This window comes from Opitutales bacterium (assembly GCA_013215165.1).
Classification (GTDB): domain Bacteria; phylum Verrucomicrobiota; class Verrucomicrobiia; order Opitutales; family JABSRG01; genus JABSRG01.
This window is the reverse complement of sequence record JABSRG010000051.1, coordinates 1-20586: the sequence shown is the minus strand read 5'-3', so window position 1 is coordinate 20586 and position 20586 is coordinate 1. Positions and strand designations below refer to the sequence as shown.

Annotated in this window: 18 protein-coding genes; 14 read left to right on the top strand and 4 right to left on the bottom strand. The window is 52.4% G+C overall.

What is annotated here, in order from left to right; translation table 11 throughout:
- Nucleotides 1-12: 12 nt before the first annotated feature.
- The 6 genes from hemF to HRU10_11505 all read left to right on the top strand — a co-directional run bounded on the left by hemF (nucleotide 13) and on the right by HRU10_11505 (nucleotide 5790).
- The gene (gene hemF, locus HRU10_11530; GenBank protein ID NRA27863.1) at nucleotides 13-936 is read left to right on the top strand and encodes an oxygen-dependent coproporphyrinogen oxidase; all 924 of its coding nucleotides are present in this window, start codon (nucleotides 13-15) and stop codon (nucleotides 934-936) included.
- A gap of 9 nt (nucleotides 937-945) precedes the next feature.
- Nucleotides 946-1974 carry a uroporphyrinogen decarboxylase gene (gene hemE / locus HRU10_11525; protein NRA27862.1) on the top strand — a complete coding sequence of 343 codons (1029 nt, stop codon included), beginning with the start codon at nucleotides 946-948 and terminating at the stop codon, nucleotides 1972-1974.
- Between the two features lie 18 nt (nucleotides 1975-1992).
- On the top strand, nucleotides 1993-3354 hold the full coding sequence (gene hemG / locus HRU10_11520; protein NRA27861.1) for a protoporphyrinogen oxidase: 1362 nt from the start codon (nucleotides 1993-1995) through the stop codon (nucleotides 3352-3354).
- A gap of 247 nt (nucleotides 3355-3601) precedes the next feature.
- Nucleotides 3602-4012 (top strand): phosphoribosyl-AMP cyclohydrolase, encoded by a 411-nt coding sequence (locus tag HRU10_11515; GenBank protein NRA27860.1) that lies wholly within the window; start codon nucleotides 3602-3604, stop codon nucleotides 4010-4012.
- Nucleotides 4013-4098: 86 nt separating this feature from the next.
- On the top strand, nucleotides 4099-5127 hold the full coding sequence (locus tag HRU10_11510) for a fatty acid desaturase (protein ID NRA27859.1): 1029 nt from the start codon (nucleotides 4099-4101) through the stop codon (nucleotides 5125-5127).
- An 81-nt stretch (nucleotides 5128-5208) separates the two neighbouring features.
- A complete protein-coding gene (locus tag HRU10_11505) occupies nucleotides 5209-5790 on the top strand; it encodes a hypothetical protein (GenBank protein NRA27858.1) in 582 nt (193 codons plus the stop codon).
- A gap of 16 nt (nucleotides 5791-5806) precedes the next feature.
- Here the strand turns inward: HRU10_11505 and HRU10_11500 are convergent, their stop codons facing one another.
- The 3 genes from HRU10_11500 to HRU10_11490 are packed head-to-tail and all read right to left on the bottom strand — an operon-like array spanning nucleotide 5807 to nucleotide 8821.
- Nucleotides 5807-6595, bottom strand: a complete 789-nt coding sequence (locus tag HRU10_11500) for an ABC transporter permease (GenBank protein ID NRA27857.1) — start codon at nucleotides 6593-6595, stop codon at nucleotides 5807-5809.
- The gene (locus HRU10_11495) at nucleotides 6592-7590 is read right to left on the bottom strand and encodes a glycosyltransferase (protein NRA27856.1); all 999 of its coding nucleotides are present in this window, start codon (nucleotides 7588-7590) and stop codon (nucleotides 6592-6594) included. The genes HRU10_11500 and HRU10_11495 overlap by 4 nt, the downstream gene beginning before the upstream one ends.
- Nucleotides 7559-8821: a beta-ketoacyl-[acyl-carrier-protein] synthase family protein gene (locus HRU10_11490; protein NRA27855.1), complete on the bottom strand. Its 1263-nt coding sequence runs from the start codon at nucleotides 8819-8821 to the stop codon at nucleotides 7559-7561. The genes HRU10_11495 and HRU10_11490 overlap by 32 nt, the downstream gene beginning before the upstream one ends.
- A gap of 242 nt (nucleotides 8822-9063) precedes the next feature.
- On the opposite strand from HRU10_11490, the gene lysS reads away from it, so the two are divergent.
- From lysS to HRU10_11450, 8 genes are all read left to right on the top strand, one after another.
- Nucleotides 9064-10581 carry a lysine--tRNA ligase gene (gene lysS / locus HRU10_11485; GenBank protein NRA27854.1) on the top strand — a complete coding sequence of 506 codons (1518 nt, stop codon included), beginning with the start codon at nucleotides 9064-9066 and terminating at the stop codon, nucleotides 10579-10581.
- Nucleotides 10582-10587: 6 nt separating this feature from the next.
- Nucleotides 10588-11106, top strand: coding sequence for a hypothetical protein (locus HRU10_11480; protein NRA27853.1), 519 nt, complete (start codon nucleotides 10588-10590; stop codon nucleotides 11104-11106).
- Nucleotides 11093-11710, top strand: a complete 618-nt coding sequence (locus HRU10_11475; protein ID NRA27852.1) for a dephospho-CoA kinase — start codon at nucleotides 11093-11095, stop codon at nucleotides 11708-11710. The genes HRU10_11480 and HRU10_11475 overlap by 14 nt, the downstream gene beginning before the upstream one ends.
- 585 nt (nucleotides 11711-12295) lie before the next feature.
- Nucleotides 12296-13705: a transcription termination factor Rho gene (gene rho / locus HRU10_11470; GenBank protein ID NRA27851.1), complete on the top strand. Its 1410-nt coding sequence runs from the start codon at nucleotides 12296-12298 to the stop codon at nucleotides 13703-13705.
- A gap of 33 nt (nucleotides 13706-13738) precedes the next feature.
- Entirely contained in the window at nucleotides 13739-15460 is a 1722-nt protein-coding gene (locus HRU10_11465; GenBank protein NRA27850.1) for a type II/IV secretion system protein, read from the top strand.
- 43 nt (nucleotides 15461-15503) lie between these two features.
- Nucleotides 15504-16577: a type IV pilus twitching motility protein PilT gene (locus HRU10_11460; protein NRA27849.1), complete on the top strand. Its 1074-nt coding sequence runs from the start codon at nucleotides 15504-15506 to the stop codon at nucleotides 16575-16577.
- A gap of 39 nt (nucleotides 16578-16616) precedes the next feature.
- Nucleotides 16617-18311, top strand: coding sequence for a type II/IV secretion system protein (locus HRU10_11455; GenBank protein NRA27848.1), 1695 nt, complete (start codon nucleotides 16617-16619; stop codon nucleotides 18309-18311).
- Between the two features lie 90 nt (nucleotides 18312-18401).
- Entirely contained in the window at nucleotides 18402-19649 is a 1248-nt protein-coding gene (locus HRU10_11450; protein ID NRA27847.1) for a type II secretion system F family protein, read from the top strand.
- Here HRU10_11450 and HRU10_11445 read toward each other — a convergent pair.
- Nucleotides 19611-20468 carry a helix-turn-helix domain-containing protein gene (locus HRU10_11445; protein ID NRA27846.1) on the bottom strand — a complete coding sequence of 286 codons (858 nt, stop codon included), beginning with the start codon at nucleotides 20466-20468 and terminating at the stop codon, nucleotides 19611-19613. The two genes, HRU10_11450 and HRU10_11445, sit on opposite strands and share 39 nt — an antisense overlap.
- Nucleotides 20469-20586 lie beyond the last annotated feature (118 nt).

Below are 20586 nucleotides of genomic sequence, written 5' to 3'. Positions count from 1 at the left end.
ACCTGACTAATTATGCTGCAAACATCGTCCCAAGCCGAGGCCATGCGCGCCTTCTTACTCGAATTTCAAGATCGGCTCTGTGAGCAACTCATAGAAGCAGATGGCGGTGAGCACGCTTTTATTGAAGATGCATGGGATCGCCCTCAAGGCGGTGGCGGACGCACGCGTGTGATCGCCGATGCAGGCGTGTTTGAGAAAGGTGGGGTCAATTTCTCGGATGTAGCCGGAGACAAACTTCCACCGAGCGCCACTGCAAATCGTCCTGAAATCGCCGGAAGCGCTTTTCGAGCGATGGGGGTCTCGCTGGTCTTGCACCCACGGAACCCTTACATCCCGACTTCGCACATGAACGTGCGATACTTTGAATCAATCTCTCAAACAGGCGCACCCGTTTGGTGGTTTGGAGGCGGGTTCGATTGCACGCCTTATTATGGATTTAAGGAAGACGCAGTGCACTGGCATCAACAAGCCCAGGCCGCCTGCCTGCCTTTTGGAGACGCACTCTATCCGCGCTTCAAAAAATGGTGTGATGACTACTTCCATATTAAACATCGCAATGAAGCACGCGGGGTTGGTGGTCTTTTTTATGACGACTTCGACGAAGGCGGTTTTGACCATGCATTTGCTTTTACTCAAAGCGTCGCTGAGCACTACGCCAAAGCCTATATTCCCATCATTGAGCGCAGGAAGGATGTCCCCTATGGCCAGCGCGAGTTGGACTTTCAACACTACCGCCGAGGACGCTACGTAGAGTTTAATCTAGTTTATGATCGAGGCACGATCTTCGGCTTACAGTCTGGAGGACGCACAGAATCCATCCTCATGTCACTGCCGAAGCATGTGAGCTGGCAATACCAGTGGGAACCCGACATCGGAACGCCTGAAGCAGCGCTCTACACAGATTTCCTTCCCGTGCGAGACTGGCTAACCCCTTAGACACACCCAGTGAATTCCCGACAACGCTTTCTTAATGCCCTGAGCCATCAACCCGTCGACCGCCCACCGGTTTGGGTGATGCGTCAAGCCGGGCGATACTTGCCTGAGTATCGCGCGCTCAAAGAAAAATATTCGTTCCTCGAGCTCGTAAAGAGCCCCGAGATGGCAGAGGAAGTGACCATCCAGCCCTTACGACGCTTCCCCCTAGATGCAGCCATTATCTTTAGTGATATTCTCGTGATACCGGAGGCCCTCGGGGTGCCCTATTCGTTCCGCGAGCAGGGGGGCATCTCGATCGATCGTCAGATTACAAGTAGCGATGATGTACGCAGTCTCGACTCCTCTGAAATCTCCCAAAAGCTGAACTATGTCGCCGAAGCGCTCAAACGTGTCAGGAACTCGATTGGCGAGGAAAAAACCTTGTTGGGCTTTGGGGGCAGTCCATGGACACTCGCAGCTTATATGCTCGAAGGCGGCTCATCGAATAACTGGCATGCCGCCAAGGCCTTCTTTGTAACGCAGCGTGACGCCTATGAACAGCTCATGCACACCATCGTCGAAGCGACTGTAGACTACTTCAAAATGCAGGTCGCGGCAGGCGTGGATGCCATTCAAATCTTCGATTCCTGGGGTGCGGCTTGTCCCGGACACTGGTATGAAGCCATGTCCTTACGCTGGATTCGGGAAATTATCGCGGGCCTTGAAGGACTCGTTCCGATCATCGTCTACGCGAAAGGCATGGCCCATCATCATGAATCAATCGCTCAAACTGGGGCTCAAGCCCTATCGGTGGATTGGTCTGTGCCGATCCATGAGCTGAAAGCAACAGTCGGAGACCGTCTTGTGCTTCAGGGAAATCTAGATCCTTCAGTACTCGATACCACCCCGGAGATCACCCGCAATGCCGTGCACGAAATTTTGACAAATATGGCTCCCCACACTGGATACATATTCAATCTTGGCCATGGCATTCATCCCACCGCTAAGATCGCCAATATGGAAGCTCTCGTGAATACCGTCGTGGATTTCCCCTCATGACCCACACTCTCCTTCAGTATGCCTGACCCGCATCAACTTGATGTCGCCATCCTCGGCGCGGGCATTACGGGACTCCCAGCTGCATGGAAGCTCAAAGAAGCGGGTAGAGCAGTCCGGGTGTTCGAGAAAAACAGGCGGATCGGAGGCCCGATCGAAAGTTATAGATCGCATGGCTTTCTTTTCGAGAAAGGGCCCAACACCATCCAAGTCGACGGGCAGGACCTCTTGGATACCTTCAACGGGTTAGGCATTGGGGATCAGCTCATCGAGTCCAACCCAATTGCCAACAAGCGCTATATCCTTCGTGATGGTTCTCCTGTAGCGCTCCCGATGAGCCCAAAAAGTCTCTTAACAACGCCTGCATTCAGTTGGAAAGCCAAAGGGCGCATCCTCGCAGAACCATTTATTCCTGGAGGAGATGCCTCCGATGAAAGCCTGGCTGAGACCGTGCGCCGGCGTTTTGGGCAAGAAATAGTCGATTACGCGGTAAATTCCTTCATCGCAGGAATCTACGCAGGCTCACCTGAGGAAATCTCGACGCGCTACGGTTTTCCAAAGATCTATGAACTCGAGCAGCGGCATGGCTCGCTCATCAAGGGAATGTTGCGAAGTCAGAAGGCAAAGCGAGACAGTGAGGATACTTTCAAAACACGTCTCATTTCATTTCGCGATGGCTTAGAAACACTGCCCAAGGCCATCGAGCGTCAACTCCCCAACGAAATAGAGTTGGGGGCCCATCTCTCTCAAATCGAGCACAGATCAGGATCTTGGTCACTCAAAACCCAATCTGGAGAATACTCAGCCAAGCACCTCTTAGTTTGCCTGCCAAGTAGTGGCATATCAGCGCTCCCGTGGCCAAAGGAAATCGCAACCGAACTCACACCGCTCAAAACAATCAGTCACCCCCCCGTCACGGCTCTGAATCTTGGCTTCGCACGAGATCAAATTAGCCATCCACTCGACGGTTTCGGCTTGTTGGTCCCAGAAGTGGAACCCGCGTCTATCCTTGGCGTCATGTTTAACTCAACCCTCTTTCCCGGACGTGCGGAAAATGGACAGGTAGCGCTGACGGTATTTGTTGGAGGGAGCAGACAGCCCGAGCTCACCCAACTGACCGATTCTGAGTTGGAATCGATGGTGATAAGTGACTTGCAGAGGTTTCTTGGGCTTTCTGGATCACCCATGTTCAATCGGCGTGTCGATTGGCCGCGCGCCATACCTCAATACGATAGAAACTTCGGAACCATTCTGGATACCTTTCAATCGATAGAAACATCACATCCGGGGATTCATTTTTGTGGGCATGTCCGCGACGGCATCGCTCTACCCAAGTGCATCCGTTCCGGACTCAATGCTGCCTCACGCTTTCAACTCCTTTGAGTTACGCTAAAATTTATTTTCAGCAGTTTCATCCTAATCCCACGGTTTATACCAAAACGGCTCACGGCGTTGAAAGTGAACAGCACGATCAAATCGCCGGCGCCCCAAAAGTCCCGATGACGGATGAATAAAGGAACCCTTTGTTAAGTATTGAGTCCACGGAGTATCGTAGCTGAGTGCCGCGCTGAACATCTCCAAACCTAACAAAGAATTGACCTCAGCGCCTCCACATTTATCTGTTCTGTCGATGAACCAACACGAACGCGAAGAGGACTCGACCCTTGAGCTTGACTTTAGCAAGTTGAAGAAAGTCGCCGAGTGCGGCCAAGATCTGATTCCTGCCGTGGCTCAAAACGCGTCGACTGGCGAAGTCTTGATGGTCGGTTACGCCAACGAGACAGCTCTTAATTATACCAGAGAAAGCGGACTGGCGACATTTTGGAGCAGCTCTCGAAATGAGCTCTGGATCAAAGGCAAAACCTCTGGTGACTCGCTTCACATTGAAGATATTCGTGTAAATTGTGAACAGAACAGCATCCTCTACCTTGTTAGGCCTCAAGGAAAAGGAACCTGCCACACGAAAGACGAGACGGGAACTTCGCGCAGCGGCTGCTACTATCGCCGCATTACCGACGATGGCAGTTTATCACACCTGTAAGTAGAGCTTCATTTCTCCCGACAATTTGCGAACTAACTTGTCGATAAGTAATCTCTGTATTTCACCTGACAAAACCCAAACAAACCATGTCACACACTACTGGACTGCCCGAGCGCAATGAATGGCGCAAAATTGTTGCCCCATACCAAAAATCTTCAGCACTGCGCAGCGGATTTCAGGTCGTCAATTCGATCGGCCCATATCTCGCCCTCACTGCATTCAATTTTTGGCTAGCACCCCAGGCGCCACTCCTTGCAGCACTCCTCGCGGTGCTCACTGCCGGCTTCATGGTGCGCATTTTCATTATTCAACATGATTGCGGACACGGATCCTTCCTCAAAAAAAAGCGCTCGGCTGACATGCTCGGCTTTCTGTGTGGACTCATCACCTTTACCCCCTACCTCTATTGGCGCCGCAGCCACAACGCCCACCATGCATCGAGCGGCAACCTATCTAGCCGTGGCATTGGCGATATAAAAACAGCCACCATCAAGGAATACGAGAGTTACTCATTAGCCCGCCGCATTTGGTATAAGGTCTATCGTAACCCGCTGTTCCTCTTTGTTATCGGAGCGCCCTTCCAATTCCTCATCCTGCACCGCCTCCCCGACGCTCACTCGGTAGACTGGCACAAGGAACGTCGTGAATTATTCGTGCACAACCTGATCCTCCTAACCATCGTCACGGCACTACTCATCAACTTTGGCTTCGCTACCACCTTCCTCGCCTATTTCCTCCCCATGTGGGTCGCTGCAGCTGTGGGATCATGGCTCTTTTACGTTCAGCATCAATACGAAGACGCTTACTGGGAGCACAACGACGACTGGAACTACACCGAGGCAGCCATCAAGGGATCTTCCATGTATAAGCTGCCAAAGATCCTTCAGTGGTTCTCTGGAAATATTGGTTACCACCATGTGCACCACCTGACTCCTAAGATCCCTAACTACCTACTGGAGCAGTGTCACAATAATCACAAAATGTTCGAGGAAGCACCAACCCTCACCATCTTAAGCAGTATAAAATGCGCCTTTCTTTCACTCTGGGATGAAGACCGAAAGCGACTCATTTCCTTCAGTGAGTATCGCCGCATGCGCGCCGAACACGCAGCATAGACATTCATTTTTCTGCTTTTCAAACGACTGCGCCTCCCGCAGTCGTTTTTTTGTGCCCAACACCAGACAATTCAGCCAGTCATGAGCTTTCTCAGCAAACTGTTCAAATCGAAGAACGCCACCCAGCCGGAACCTATTGGCCCACTCAATGAGGAACCCCCAATTAACCCGGAGGAGACCGAGAAGTCGAATGACGATGAGCGCCTCTCCAAGGGCAAGCGTTGGATTGGCATCGATCTCGACGCCACCCTGGCCTACTACGACGGTTGGGAAGGTTTTGACCATATCGGAAAACCTATTCCCGAAATGGTCATCCGCGTCAAAGAATGGATCGCCCAGGGTTTTGAGGTGCGCGTATTTACCGCCCGAGCGAGTCACGAAAAAGGTATCCAACCCGTTAAAGACTGGCTCAAGAAACACCACCTCCCTGAAATGGAGGTCACCTGCACCAAGGACTTTGATATGATCGAATGCTGGGATGATCGCGGCGTTCAAGTCGTTCCAAACACCGGGCAGCCCGTGCTCAGTGCACGCTTTGGAGCCTTGCCACGCGCTCCCCTTTTCGGCATCGAGCACCGCCAAAAAGACGCCGATGCCATGCACGAAAAACAAGGCACCGAATCGCCCATATCAAAAGACCCTGGAGACAAGGCAGCCGACTGAATTTGTGCGGACTGCTTCAAAGCACGTCGGCAAACGAACTCTTGATCCATCTGAAAAACACGACTCCGCTCACCAACGTCAACACGGCGCATACCCCACTCCAAGTCACGCCGACCCAGTCAACAGACAGTCCAAAAAGTAGCGCGCCTCTCACATTTTCGACCAGGTGCAGCAATGGATTGATTCTCAACCAAGCCCACAATTCTGGTTGAGCTGATTGCGCATCCACCGAGGAATAAAACACTGCACTCGCATAGAGACCGACCAGGCTGAATACACTCGCTAGCTGCTGGATATCCCTAAAAAAAACACCCAAGGCAGAAATCCAAAAAGCCAGCCCTGCTGAACCAATCAATAGGATCGCCAGCATCACCCCGCTTGGAATTAATCCACCTATATCCAAAAAGCCGGTCGACACACCAAAAACCAAAACAAGGACCAACTGGACGGCTAAGTTGACCCACGGGACCGCAAGAGACGAAAGGGGTAAGACTTCGAGCGGAAAGCGCACTTTCTTTACGTAAATCGCATTCCCTAAAATCGCCGTCGGCGAGGCATTCACCACATCGCTAAAAACACCGTAGACCGTGAGGCTCAAGAAAATGCCCAAGGCATAAGCAAGCGTGCTGTCATCAGCCTGTCCACCGTAGCTCCCCCCAAAGATCACCCCAAATACGGTCGTATAAACAGCCATCATTAAGAGTGGCTGCCCGATGATCCAGCCCCAGCCCAGCACAGAGCCACGAAAACGCTGCTGCACCGCGCGCAGTGAAAACTGTCTGAGAAGAAAAAGCTGCTGAGTCATTGAATTTTCTCCTCAATCGCCGCTTCTAAAGCATCTAGACCATCGACCCAGTCGACTCCTAAAACTGAAGCCTCAGTGCCTCCAGATCTCTGAGCAATGACTGGTAATCCCGCCCGTCGTGCTTCGAGTACGAAGTTACTATTGGATTCCTCTACAGAGGCCGTCACCGCGATGTCGGCTGCATAATAAAGAGGACTGACATCCAACTGAATTCCAAAGAAACGGACACGTTGGCTCAAACCTGCTCGCGACACATTACGCTGGAGCTTACTCATCAAGGGCCCTGCACCGACCCACCATAGCTCGGTATTGGGATGCCGCACCACCAACGATCGAAACACTTCGAGTAAATCACTGTGTCGCTTGCCAGGACGAAACGCGCCCACCTGTAGGAGTACCTTAGTGTCGCCGGGGACACCAAAAGAGTGCCGTCGCGCGGCGCGCTGATTCAATCGCTCCTCACGACTTAATTGAACCAACTCCTCATTTGGATCGACTACGACTCTCTTAGGATCGACTCCAATCGCCAGCACACGCTCGTGCGCGTAGTCACTATTCACACGCACTGCGTCAGCATCCAATAAGCCGGCAATGTAACGCCGTGTAAAACGCCTCCCCGTCCGAACCGTAGCGGTAAGCTCAATCGAAGGAAATCTTCGCCGAAGCCAGGAACCTTGTTCATTGGCGACCCGACCCATCATTACTACGCGTTGGGGGTTAAACTCGGTCAGTATTTTCCCTAAACTTGGCGGGAACCAATTCAATTTGAAATCAAACGGCTGAGCAGATCTCCAGTCGACCTCACTATCCTGGATAATGGGAGCCAAAGCCCCACCTGGGCGCGCTGTTAGTAACATGACATCGGTCCCGACTTTCGACCATTTTTGGCATAGATGCACACTGTGTCGCTCCGTACCTCCCATGCGCAGGTAGTCCTGCAATAAGCAAATGCGCTCTGTGCCGTCAGGCTTCACGGCCAAAGACAAGAGATACATTCGCGCCACCGAATCCGCTGCTCGTACTCATAGCGAAATCGCAGGACGTCTCCTCGCTCTGCCTGAGGATTGGGACTCCATCCGTCATGGGGTCAAGGTTCTCGATATTGGCCGAACCCGGCAAGAAGCCACGATCTAAAGCCAACACTGTAAATGCAGCTTCCATCGCACTGGCCAAACTGAGCCCGTGCCCAGTCAACGCCTTCGTGCTGGACACCTTGGGACGGGCACCTTCTTCAAATATGCTTTTGATGCCCTTAATCTCTGCAGCATCTCCAAAAGGCGTCGAAGGAGCATGTGCATTGAGATAACCCACATTGGAAGGCTGAACGTTCGCTTGTTCGAGAGCCGATGTCATCGACCGAGCCAAGCCTGAACCATCCGGCAGCGGGAGGACTGGATTGTAGCCATCACTCGATTGGCCCCAACCAAGGAAACGACCGTAGATTTTAGCACCGCGCGCCTCGGCAATAGAGCGTTCCTCAAGGATCAACGCTGTTGCCCCACCCGTCCCAACAAAACCGTCTCGGTCTTTGTCGAAAGGACGTGACGCCTTAGTAGGATCTGGATTGACGCTCAGCGCACGCATTCCGGCGAAGGGCAGAATGCAGTCCACGTCTCCATCCTCCGCTCCGACCACGATCATCCGATCTTGATGTCCATTGTAAATTGCATCCCAAGCAAACCCGATCGCGTGACCCGATGAAGCGCATGCAGAGACAAAACCCGAAGAAAAGCCCTGGATTTTAAAATAAGATACCAAATTAAAAGTGAGCGTTCCCGCCACCGAGGACACAATCCCTTTAGGGTTTACCCGATCCACTCCAAGTTTTTTGAGCCGGGTTAAATTATAGTGCATCATGCTTGTCGACCCCCCAGATGCCCCATACAGGCCTGTGCGTGGATTAGACGTCTCTTTTTTGTCTAAACCCGCATCAATGAGCGCATCCTCAACCGCACTAATACTGTATAGGCTGTGAGGCGACATTCCGCGCAACATTGAACGACTCAGCCAAAAACGTTCTGGATAGGTCCAGTCCTCCTGCTCGGGAGAACTCAGATCAAAGCCTTTGATCGTACCCATAACGGATACAGGCTCATTATTATCCACGAAAGGCGCATAACGCTCGATCCCAGATTTCTGCTCGCGCAGGCTCGACTCCACTGCGTCGATACTGTTTCCGATGCTTGTGACAAATCCTAGTCCGGTGATGACGACCTCTTTTTGCATACAAACTCTCTGTTTCAACAAGCTTAACAGCTATGAGCAAGTCATTTGCTGTAGACAGTCCCTTCTCGGAGTATGAGGGCAATCGCTCTCGCGATCACCCTACAAAATCTAAGTATCCCGCGCAGTGCTTGTCACACCCAGGGAAATAAGAGTTTGAAAACGCCAAATCCGATGAATACCGCGTTTCTCTTTGCATCCTGCGTATCTGGCTGTTTGCTGCACGGCTTCCCGATTTACCAACCATGAGCAAGCCAAAGCAGCCAACGGACAACAGTTCGGACCAATTTGCGGTTCGTAATGAAAAACTCGCTAAGCTGCGGAGTGAGGGCCTAGACCCATTCCGCAACAACTGGGAACAAACGCATACCTCCAAATCCGCTGTAGCCCAGTTTGATGAAGCTTTGGCTGAAGACGAACCGCAGGCTCGCGTGTCTGTGGCAGGCCGCATTGTGACGTTCCGAGTCATGGGTAAGGCAAGCTTTGTCAAGATCCTCGATCGCGATGGCATCATCCAACTTTATGTAACGCGCGACGCGCTACCCGAGGGGATCTACAACACCTATTTTAAGAAACTCGACCTCGGCGACTTCATTGGAGTCGCAGGACCGCTTTTCAAAACCTCGACAGGTGAGATCACCGTGCGCGTCGAGGACTACGCCTTGGTCACGAAGACCCTACGCCCGCTACCCGAAAAATTCCATGGGCTCACCGACAGTGATCAAATCTACCGCCAGCGTTACCTAGACCTCATTTCCAATACTGAATCCCGCGACCGATTCCGCACGCGCAGTCAAATTCTTCGCTCCATCCGTGAGTTTTTCTGGGAGCGCGACTTCGAGGAAGTAGAAACGCCGGTGCTCCATAATATCGCTGGTGGCGCGGCTGCCCGTCCCTTCGAGACGCACTTCAATGCTCTCGACTGCCCTTTCTTTCTGAGGATCGCCCTAGAGCTGCACCTGAAACGCCTCATGGTTGGTGGCTGCGACCGGGTTTTTGAGATCGGCCGTGTTTTCCGCAACGAAGGGCTGTCGCGACGTCATAACCCCGAATTTACTTTGCTTGAGGCCTACCAAGCATACTCAGACTTCGAAGGCATGATGGAGCTGGTCAAAAGCATGATCCAGCGCATCACACGCGAGGTCATTGGCAAAGATGAGATCCCTGTATTCGGCCGCGATGAAGTGATCCAACTCGGGGGCGATTGGCGTGTCGCCAAGTATAAAGATCTCATTTTTGATGCCACCCAGCGCAGTGACTGGTTCGAGCTACCAAAGGCTGAGAAACTCAAGATCACCGACGCGATGGGCATTGAAGTGAATCCCACTCTCGAAGACTACGAGGTAACGAACGACGTATTTGAAAAACGCATCGAGCCCAACCTCATCCAACCCACCTTCGTGACCCATGTCCTCAAAGAACTGGTGCCATTAGCTAAGATAAATGCTGAGGATCCCGACACCGTAGATGTCTTTGAATTTTGCATGAACGGTCAAGAGATCGCGCCTGCCTACAGCGAACAAAACGACCCCCTCATCCAGCGCAAAATACTTGAGGAACAGGTCGGCGAGGAAATCCAAAACCTTGATGAAGACTTTCTAACGGCACTGGAGCATGGCATGCCCCCGGCAGGAGGCATGGGCATGGGAATCGACCGCCTCGTCATCCTATTGACCAGCGCGTCAAATATCCGAGACACCATCCTTTTCCCCACGCTTAAACCTGTAGTAAACCGATCACCGTCGGAAACTACCGGAGAATGAGGCTTCATGCGGATCGCTGAGGGTGCATTCTGGGCCTTTTGGTCTCAACAGGCCAAACGCGCCGGATATCCTAAGCAGCGACTCCAACACCTGCCCTCGCAATCGGACCTCAGCGAATTGTTATCTGGGTTCTGGTTGAACGAACAGGGCTATAGCATCGAAGCAGCAGAAATCCTCGGGAACCGCATCCTGTCGCCTAGGCGCCAAGGGACAGCAAAGACCTGCGACTTTCGTTGTCGTCGCTACGAATCCATGAGTCATATTCTCCATGTCGAGGTGAAGTGCAGCGAGCGCTCAGCTCACGATAGCCTTGGGGAATTTGCCCATCAGGGTGTTCAAAAGGGCGCTCGATGGCTCATTATTTTTCAGCTTCCCATCGTGAGCCTAAATGGCACGCTTGCGTCTGAAGAATTGATCACCGATACCCAGCAAAAGATCCTGGGACAGCGCCCTTACCTAAACATGCGACGCGCCGGACTCACCCGCATCACCCAGCTTTTTTTTACTCCTGATGGCCGCCTATAATAAACCGGTGGGACGCGGCTGGCGCCTTGGACTGACGGGCGGCATCGGCTCAGGAAAGTCAACTGTCCGCAATCTCTTTGAGGCTGCCGGATGGCAAACTCTTGACGCTGATTCCATCGTCCGCGATCTCCTGAACAAAGACCCAGAGGTGCAGGCAGCCTTGAGAAAACAATTGGGAGATGCAGCCATCCTACCAGATGGAACTGCGAATCGGCCCTGGATCGGCCAACGCGTCTTCAAAGACCCGACCCAGCTAACATGGCTCGAACAACTGCTCCATCCACGCGTGCGTCACGTATGGCAATCCGCGCTAGAACAAGTCCCAGAACAACCTTGGCTCGTCGAAATCCCGCTCCTCTTCGAAAAAAAACTTGAATCGAGTTTTGATTTGACCGTTGCTGTCATCGTCGGCGAGGGCACCCAGCTCCAACGCTTAGCGCATCGAGGGATTGAAGAGTTAGAGGCACGCCGACGTATTCGGCTTCAACTCCCCTCACACGAAAAGCAAAAACGCGCCGATTTTGTATTGTCCAACGACGGCACACCCGAATTTCTCCACCAACAAGTTCACTCTCTTATTACTACGCTGGAAACATCCGCCTGACTGACTCAGGTATCCTCAGCATAACAAACAAATCGCATGGCATCTGACGAAGCACTGCCCAACGAACACGCTGCAAACGAAAACGAGCCTCCTGCGGCTAAGACACCTGCCAAGAAAAAGCGGGCTGCTAAAAAGAAGACCGCAGTCAAAAAGGCGGCCAAAAAGAAAACCAGCCGGTCAGCAAATACTGCCGATTCGACGCCGCAGCAGACTGAAATTGCCTACGACGCACCAAAAGCAGCACCCGTAGCTAAGAAGTCTGGCGGACTCCTTTTTTCCAGCGATGACGATCCGGGCCCAGAACCTTCCGAGAAAGAGCGCAGCCCCGAGCGGGAGGCACCCACTCCTGCTGAGGTGAAGGAATCTGGAAGCGACGATGCAAAATTTGAATCCGTTGCCTCACGGCCTGAATTCGGCGGACACGCTCAGGCACTCAACAAAGCGGGCGGCGGGCACCCCCATCAACAATCCGGCAATCCAGGTGAAGGCCAAGGCCGTAACCGGAATCGCCGCAAAAAAGAAAAATTTAAGAAAGAGCGTTTCCCCAAAAAGAGCCGCCGCGGGCGCGGGCGCGGCGGAGCGGCGATGCGCTACGCCGAAGAAGACACCGGCCTAGAATTGGGCACCCTCCAGGAAGACGAGACGCTCAATTCTTTTGAAGGTCTCCAAAAAATCGTGGAAGAGATTGGCTATGCCAGTGACGAGACACTTAGACTGGATGATGTTTACAGACTTTCTATCCAGGAACTGCGTGATCTAGCAGACGATGCAGAAATCGAGTTCGATGCGGCCCCATCGCGTATTCAAGTAATCCAAGAAGTACTCAGAAAACAGGCCGCCGAAAAGCGTCCCATCCATATTTCTGGGGTATTTGATCCGCTGGGCGAAGAAGATACTGAAGCCGGACTTTTAGTCTATGCCCATGATAACTACCGACAACGCGCCCTGTCTGCTTTCGTTCCCGAGTGCCTCGTCAAACACTTTGGCATTCAACCCGGCCATACCGTGGAAGCCACCGTTCTTGCCCCACGAGAAGAAGAGAGCTGCCCAGTCGTAATTGAAGTCAAAACGATCATGGGACGCGACCCGGAGGCAATCCAGGCCATCACCCCATTCACTGAGCTCATCCCTTATTACCCGACTGAACGCATCCTTCTGGAGACGCCCAAAGAGTCGGACATCAAAATCACCTGGGATGACACATCGATGCGCACCGTCGACATCTGCGCACCGGTCGGCTTTGGCCAACGCGGTATCATCGTAGCGCCCCCGCGCGCCGGTAAGACCATGCTGATGCAGTCCATCGCGCACTCCATTCAGGAAAATTTCCCAAAGGCTCACATGATGATTCTTCTCGTCGATGAGCGGCCTGAGGAGGTGACTGACTTCAAACGCCGCGTGCATGACGGAGTAGAAGTCATCGCTTCCACGTTTGACGAGAACGCTGAGTCTCATGTGCACGCTGCAGAGGTCGTCATCGAGAAAGCACGACGCATGGTGGAATGCGGCGAAGACGTGGTGCTGCTGCTCGACTCCATCACACGTCTCGCCCGAGCTTATAACACCATGATGCCCAGCAGCGGCAAAATTCTCTCAGGGGGTGTTGAAGCCAACGCGCTGCAGAAGCCTAAGCGTTTCTTCGGATCTGCACGTAATATCGAAGGCGGTGGTTCTTTGACAATCCTTGCTACGGCTCTCGTCGAAACGGGTTCCAAAATGGACGAGGTGATCTTTGAGGAATTCAAGGGCACGGGTAACATGGAGCTGCACCTTGATCGTGAACTGGTCAACAAGCGTATCTTCCCCGCTCTGAGCTTTGAGAAAAGCGGAACGCGCAAAGAAGAACTGCTCTACCACCCAGAAGAATTGGCGAAGATTTATTCATTGCGCAGGGCGATGAAGGGCGTACCGTCTGTCGAAGCCATGGAGATGTTGATACAGCGGATTAAGAAATCGCGCTCAAACACCGAATTTCTACTTACGCTCAACCGCTAGACCCTACTCCAATATTTACCCAACTACCCCACAGTGACTTCCGCAGACGAATTCGTAATCCAACTGATTATTGATAAAGAGCTCGTTTCGGCCGATACGGTTGACGTCGCCCGCTCCGAAGTGGCACAAGACCAGGAGGTCGAAGACGAGGATGGTGCATTAATCGACCTTTTGGTATCGCGCGGGCACCTGACCCACGAACTCATCACGCAGGCACTTGCAGACGAGTTTGCCATGGAGATGGTGGATATGTCTGACGTGCGCTTGTCCCCAGAATGTGAGGAGACCGTGGGCGCAGATTTAGCTCAGAAATTCACTGTCTTTCCCCTGGAGGTCGATGACACCGGTATCCAGATAGCTATTTTCGATCCACTCGATGTCGATACGATCGACAACTTAGGTCATATCCTGAGCAAGTCGATTGAGACCAAATTGGCAACGCAGGACCAGATCGAGACAGCGATCAGGACACACTACAATGTCGCTGAAACCTCAGCGGAGATGAATGATCTCTTCTCCGGCATGGAGGAAGTCTCCAATTCCAACGCCGCCACCGCATCGACGGCAACTTCCGAGAAGGAAGGTGACGAAGGCCCGATCATCAAGTATGTCCATATGCTCATCAATGAGGCCATCAGGCGCCGGGCATCGGACATCCACATGGAGCCCTTGGAGAAGAGATTCCGCATACGCTATCGCGTCGATGGTGTCCTTCAGGAAATTGAGAATCCTCCCAAGCGCCTACAGCCTTCGATCATTTCCCGGCTGAAGCTGATGGCCAATGTCTCTATCGCCGAAAAACGGATCCCGCAGGACGGCCGGATCGCGACATCAGTCCAGGGTAAAATGATCGACCTCCGGGTAAGTGTCCTCCCCACGGCATTTGGCGAGAGCATTGTGATGCGTATTCTTGATAAGGAGGGCCTCAAGCTTGGCCTACCTCAGCTCGGTTTTTTCTCTGACGATCAATCGACTTTCGAGCGCATCATCAACATGCCTGACGGCATTTTTCTCGTTACCGGCCCAACAGGCTCCGGAAAATCGACCACGCTCTACTCAGCACTCAACGCGATCAACAAAGCCGACCGGAAGATCATTACCGTCGAAGATCCGGTGGAATATGAGGTGGCAGGGATTAACCAAGTCCAAGTGCGGAAAGACATCGGCATGACCTTCTCAGCTGCGTTGAAGTCGATGTTACGCCAGGCGCCCAACATCGTCATGGTGGGTGAAATCCGTGATAAAGAGACTGCTGAAATCGCCGTCAATGCCAGCCTCACCGGGCATATGGTGTTTAGCACGCTTCACACAAACGACGCCCCCAGCGCCGTCAGTCGCTTGGTAGATATCGGCGTGAAACCTTTCCTCGTCTCCGCATCGCTACGCGCCGTCCTAGCTCAGCGACTGATCCGTCAGATCGACCCGAATAATCGTGAGCCCTACGATCCTTCAGAGGCAGAACTCGCCCTGCTCGGCCTGCGTAAGAGTGAGCTGAGTAACACCAATTTCATGAAAGGCATCCCTCACCCCAACAACGGAGGCACAGGATTCAAAGGCCGTAAGGGAATCTTCGAAATTTTTACTGTTACCGAGGAGATGCAGCAGATGATTTATGAAAACAAGTCCCTCGTCGACATCCGCAATAAAGCGCGGGAACTCGGCATGCGTACCTTACGCGAAGACGGTGTGCGTAAAGTGATCTCCGGGATGACCACCATTCAAGAAGTCTTACACGTAACTGTGTCTGGAGATTGATCTATCTGATTTCTGAAACCCTTACCCACATACTTTCTCATCCATGTCCTATGAAATGAATGACCTGCTCATGCTAATGGTTGAGCAGGGATCTTCGGACCTCCACCTCCAGGTGGGCGTCCCACCCATGCTACGCATTAGCGGCGGCATGACGCCAGTCGATGGCCCAATACTGAACCCACAAGACACTGAGAACCTGATGAAGGCAGTCGCATCCGAGCCTCATCAGCAAAAGGCGAAGACGATTGGATCCGCAGACTTCGGCTTCGCTTTTATGGATCAGGCCCGCTTTCGCGTATCCGTACTCAAGGCTAAAGGTAACTATGGCATGGTACTGCGGCAGATACCCAACACTTTGTTCAAACTCGGGGAAATTGGGCTCCCCGATGCCATCAAAGACTTATTGATTCGGCCACGCGGCCTCATCCTCGTTACGGGTCCTACGGGTTCGGGTAAATCAACGACGCTCGCTTCGATGATCAACTGGATCAACGATAACACCGACGGACACATTATCACTATTGAGGATCCCATCGAATATTATCACCCGCACAAGAGTTGTGTCGTGACTCAGCGCGAAGTCGGTGTCGATGTGACAAATTTTGCCGACGCGATACGCGGTGCGCTACGCCAGGATCCTGACGTGATCCTCGTCGGCGAAATGCGCGACCTCGAAACCATAGAAGCTGCCGTCTCAGCTGCGGAAACCGGGCACCTTGTATTTGGGACATTGCACACCACAGGAGCCGCACGCACCGTAGACCGGATTGTGGACGCCTTCCCGTCACATACCAAAGATCAGATTCGCACACAGCTCGCATCCTCAATCGTCGCCGTCATCTCTCAGGTATTGTGCCGCAAAGTGGGAGGGGGCCGGATCGCAGGATTCGAGATCATGATCATGAATACATCGATCTCCCAGCTGATCCGCACCAACAAGACTTACCGCATCACTTCCGACATCCAAACCGGAGGGTCTCAAGGTATGATCACACTCGATACCCACCTGTTGAGCTTATTCAATCAGGGCCAAATCACTGCTGATCAGGCGATGACAAAATCTCAGGACTCGGTGGCCATGCGCGAAAAACTCATCGAAGTCGGCGCCCAACTTTAATTTCCCACCCCAATTCTCCTTTCTCTTTAGCCCGCAAACATGTTCGAGGACCACAACGATACCATCTACGATATTCTCAAGGACTCCGAAGCCATTACTTATGATCAACTTCAGGAGCTGAATCAAATCCACCTTGATACTGGGAAGTCATTGGCTGAGTCGGTTTTTGACTCTGGGCTCCTTGGCAAACATCACCTGCTCGAGCTTATTGCAGAATACCTTGGTTATGAATTTATGGAGGCGCCTCCAGGCAATATCGATGAGCAAATTGCGCGCACTATCCGTCCTTCGACTGCGCGCATGTACCGCGTCATTCCCCTCAGCGCTGATGAGCAAAGCGTGACCCTTCTCTCCAAAGATCCATTTAACAGCTCAATCATTGATGACCTCACGTTCACATTGGCGAAAGATGTGAATCTCGTGGTAAGCAACCCCGAATTGATCGAATCTCTGGTTACCTCAACTTATGGCGAAGAAGACGGCTCCATCGATGATCTTCTCGGCGAGATCTCGACCGTGGATATCCCAGACAAAGACGCCGATGACATTTCCGACGAAGAGCTTACTGCTCTGGCCAATGACACACCGATCGTCCGCTTTGTTACCTTGATACTCCAGCAAGCGATTAAGGATAAAGCTTCGGACATCCACTTCGAGCCCTTTGAATCCAAATTCCGCATCCGGTATCGGATCGACGGTGCGCTGTATGAGATGGCGCCGCCTCCAAAACACTTGGCGGTTCCCGTTATTTCGCGAGTTAAGGTCTTATCGAATATGAACATCGCTGAGCGCCGCCTGCCTCAGGATGGTCGCATCAAGATGACCATTGCCGGACGCCCCGTCGATTTACGTGTATCCACCCTACCCACCCAATTTGGGGAATCCGTGGTATTGCGGGTATTAGATAAATCCGTCGTCAATCTGGATCTGGATAACCTGAGCATGCCCGAGGATGTTTTGACCAACATCCGCTCCACCGTGGCCCGTCCCAACGGTATTTTTATTGTAACGGGCCCCACAGGTTCAGGTAAAACGACAACGCTTTACTCTGCATTACGCGAAGTCAACAAAGTCGAAACCAAGATCCTGACTGCAGAGGATCCGATCGAGTATGAGATTGAAGGCATCATGCAAGTTGCGGTGAACCATGCGGTCGGTCTTACCTTTGCTTCAGCCCTTCGATCATTTCTGCGTCAAGATCCTGACAAAGTGATGGTCGGGGAGATTCGCGATATCGAAACCGCTCAAATCGCGGTCCAAGCTTCGCTCACGGGGCACGTAGTGCTGTCCACACTCCACACAAACGATGCCCCGGGTGCAGTAACCCGTTTGGTGGACATGGGCCTCGAACCGTTCCTCATTGCTGCATCTTTAGAAGCTGTCCTGGCTCAACGACTCGTTCGCAGAATTTGTCGCACATGCAGAACAGCCTACGAACCCAGCGCCGACTTAATCGATATGCTCCAGGTAGACCCTCTGGATATTGCAGATAAAAACTTCTTTTACGGTGCCGGATGTCCCGAGTGTAACCGTACAGGCTATCGGGGACGTATTGGCCTCTTTGAAATGATCATGGTCACCGATCTATTCCGTGAACTGGTGACTGAGCGTGCTCCGACCCTCGTCATGCGCCAAAAGGCCATCGAACAAGGCATGCGCACACTCCGCGATGATGGCCTTCGAGCTATTTTTGATGGGCATACCACCATCGAAGAAGTGCTGAAATACACCTAAGTCCTGATGATTGTCCCTTGTCCCCGGAATCAACACTTTACACTCTAATTTCCCAAACCCGCTTCGACTCCCCCAAAACCTTACCCTACCATGCCTAGCTTCCAATACACCGCGATTGACAAAGCCGGAAAACAGAAATCAGGAAAGATACAAGCAGCTTCCGACACTGAAGCCCGCGCAAAGATTAGCTCTCAAGGCTTGATGGTTACCAAGGTATTTGCCGACACCAAACAAGCCAAGAAACAGCATGTAAAAGAACGCAAAGGCGGCGGAGGCGGTATAAATTTCGGACCCGTCATCTCCGAAGAAGGCATCACCGTCTTTACCCGCCAAATCGCCACCCTGCTCAACTCGGGCCTTCCCTTAGTCCGCGCACTCGAGGTCATGATTCGCCAAGAGGATAATCCACGTTTCAAGCAGGTCTTAGTGAGCCTCTCTGAGACAGTTCAATCGGGTAGCAACCTCTCTGACGGACTCGTGCAACACCCAAAGATTTTCGACAAATTGTTTGTCAACATGGTGCGCGCAGGTGAAGCGGGTGGCGTGCTCGAGGTCGTGCTTTCCAGATTGGCTACCTTCCAGGAAAAAGCCCTGAAGACGAAGAAGAAAATCAAGTCTGCTATGGTATATCCGGCCGTCGTAATCACCGTCGCAGTGGGTATTGTCGTGCTACTCATGATCGTGGTCGTCCCGAGCTTCCAAGGGATTTTTGACAGCATGCTGAAAGGCGCCCCCCTGCCCTGGCTGACCCAATTTGTTGTAGATATCAGTAATTTCCTCAAAGAGAACATCATCGCATTCATCCTGCTTGTCGGCGGCGGCATCTTCGGCCTGTCTTACGCAGGTCAAGTCCAAGTAGGAAAAGCGGTGATCGACAGTCTGTCCCTAAAACTTCCGAAAATCGGGGACTTAGCCACCAAGGCGGTAATCAGCCGTTTCACGCGAACCTTTGGCACCCTCATGTCGAGTGGGGTGCCCATACTTGAAGCGCTCAACATCACACGCGAAATCGTGGGAAACGGCATCTATGAAAAAGCGATCGATCGCATCCACAACGCCGTTCGTGATGGTGAACAACTTTCGGTTCAGATGGATCGCGAAAGCGTATTTCCTACGATGGTCACTTCTATGGTAGACGTCGGAGAAGAGACGGGGGATCTAGCCGAAATGCTCAATCGGATCGCTGATAATTATGACAAGGATTTAGACAATGCTGTGGATGCGGTAACCTCCATTATCGAGCCGATAATGATCGTTTTTCTTGCGGTCGTAGTAGGCTTCATCGTGATTGCCCTTTTCTTACCCATTGTCGAGATTATCAGAACGCTCGCTGGCTAGGCCGGAGACTTCCAGCAAGCGGGTTCGGTAACGCCTGGGTGTCTGTTTCACGCGCTTGCGGAACTCGTTATGAAAATGACTGGCGCTCTCAAACCCACATTCCAAAGAAATCTCTAGGACGCTTAGCGAGGTTGCTTCGAGCAAACGTCGAGCATGTAGGATTCTCTCGCGATTCAACCATTCGGTAGGGGTTATTTTCAGGTGCTTCCGAAACACGCGACTTAGGTGTTCCGCTGAGTATCCAGACAATTGGCGCAACCGGACTAGACCGCCCCTTAAATGCTCTGGACTGCGACCAACGACCAAAGCCTCCTCGAGCCTACGGGGCATGCCAGACTTCCTACTAAAGGCCAAAGGTCGACGCACTATCCTTAACAGACCGATAAGAAAGAATAGCGCATCAAGGGCATCGCGGCTACTTGCTGCGACCTCTTGAACTAAAGTGTCCAGAGACGTCACTTCAGACCCACCAATGACATGGCGACGCTCACCATGCCACAACGCGTGGACCGAGCGATCGAGATAATTCGCCCGCTCAAAGACCGCTGCACTGACAGCAACATTAGTGAAGACTAGGGGATCAGTCCCACGGGCTAGGAAAGCATGGACGTCTGTGGACCGAACCAGCCAAAAGTCGCCGCGGCGCAATTCAATTTCCTCGCCATTCAGCCAGTAGGCACCGCGTCCCTCAAGACACCAGAAACATTCAAAAAAGTCATGGTCATGCCGCGAAGTCCATCTCCCGCTGTTTAAGCGGCTTGTTCCAATGTGAACCGCGGCTTCGTCTGGAGACACTTCACTCCACAAATATCGCTTCATGACAAAATTATCAAGTAAGAGCATTTTTTTGTCAAAATATGCACAGCCATCCCATAGGGATGCGCTAAAAAATTAAAAAGTGGTTGGCTTTGGCGGACTTCCGATCAAGGAAGTCAGT

Bases quoted from the DNA above. Each gene is read 5' to 3' on its own strand.
- hemF (NRA27863.1), top strand. From the start codon at position 13: ATGCTGCAAACATCGTCCCAAGCCGAGGCCATGCGCGCCTTCTTACTC.
- hemG (NRA27861.1), top strand. From the start codon at position 1,993: ATGCCTGACCCGCATCAACTTGATGTCGCCATCCTCGGCGCGGGCATT.
- HRU10_11515 (NRA27860.1), top strand. From the start codon at position 3,602: ATGAACCAACACGAACGCGAAGAGGACTCGACCCTTGAGCTTGACTTT.
- HRU10_11510 (NRA27859.1), top strand. From the start codon at position 4,099: ATGTCACACACTACTGGACTGCCCGAGCGCAATGAATGGCGCAAAATT.
- HRU10_11505 (NRA27858.1), top strand. From the start codon at position 5,209: ATGAGCTTTCTCAGCAAACTGTTCAAATCGAAGAACGCCACCCAGCCG.
- HRU10_11500 (NRA27857.1), bottom strand. From the start codon at position 6,595: ATGACTCAGCAGCTTTTTCTTCTCAGACAGTTTTCACTGCGCGCGGTG.
- HRU10_11495 (NRA27856.1), bottom strand. From the start codon at position 7,590: ATGTATCTCTTGTCTTTGGCCGTGAAGCCTGACGGCACAGAGCGCATT.
- HRU10_11490 (NRA27855.1), bottom strand. From the start codon at position 8,821: ATGCAAAAAGAGGTCGTCATCACCGGACTAGGATTTGTCACAAGCATC.
- lysS (NRA27854.1), top strand. From the start codon at position 9,064: ATGAGCAAGCCAAAGCAGCCAACGGACAACAGTTCGGACCAATTTGCG.
- HRU10_11480 (NRA27853.1), top strand. From the start codon at position 10,588: ATGCGGATCGCTGAGGGTGCATTCTGGGCCTTTTGGTCTCAACAGGCC.
- HRU10_11475 (NRA27852.1), top strand. From the start codon at position 11,093: ATGGCCGCCTATAATAAACCGGTGGGACGCGGCTGGCGCCTTGGACTG.
- rho (NRA27851.1), top strand. From the start codon at position 12,296: ATGCGCTACGCCGAAGAAGACACCGGCCTAGAATTGGGCACCCTCCAG.
- HRU10_11460 (NRA27849.1), top strand. From the start codon at position 15,504: ATGTCCTATGAAATGAATGACCTGCTCATGCTAATGGTTGAGCAGGGA.
- HRU10_11455 (NRA27848.1), top strand. From the start codon at position 16,617: ATGTTCGAGGACCACAACGATACCATCTACGATATTCTCAAGGACTCC.
- HRU10_11450 (NRA27847.1), top strand. From the start codon at position 18,402: ATGCCTAGCTTCCAATACACCGCGATTGACAAAGCCGGAAAACAGAAA.
- HRU10_11445 (NRA27846.1), bottom strand. From the start codon at position 20,468: ATGAAGCGATATTTGTGGAGTGAAGTGTCTCCAGACGAAGCCGCGGTT.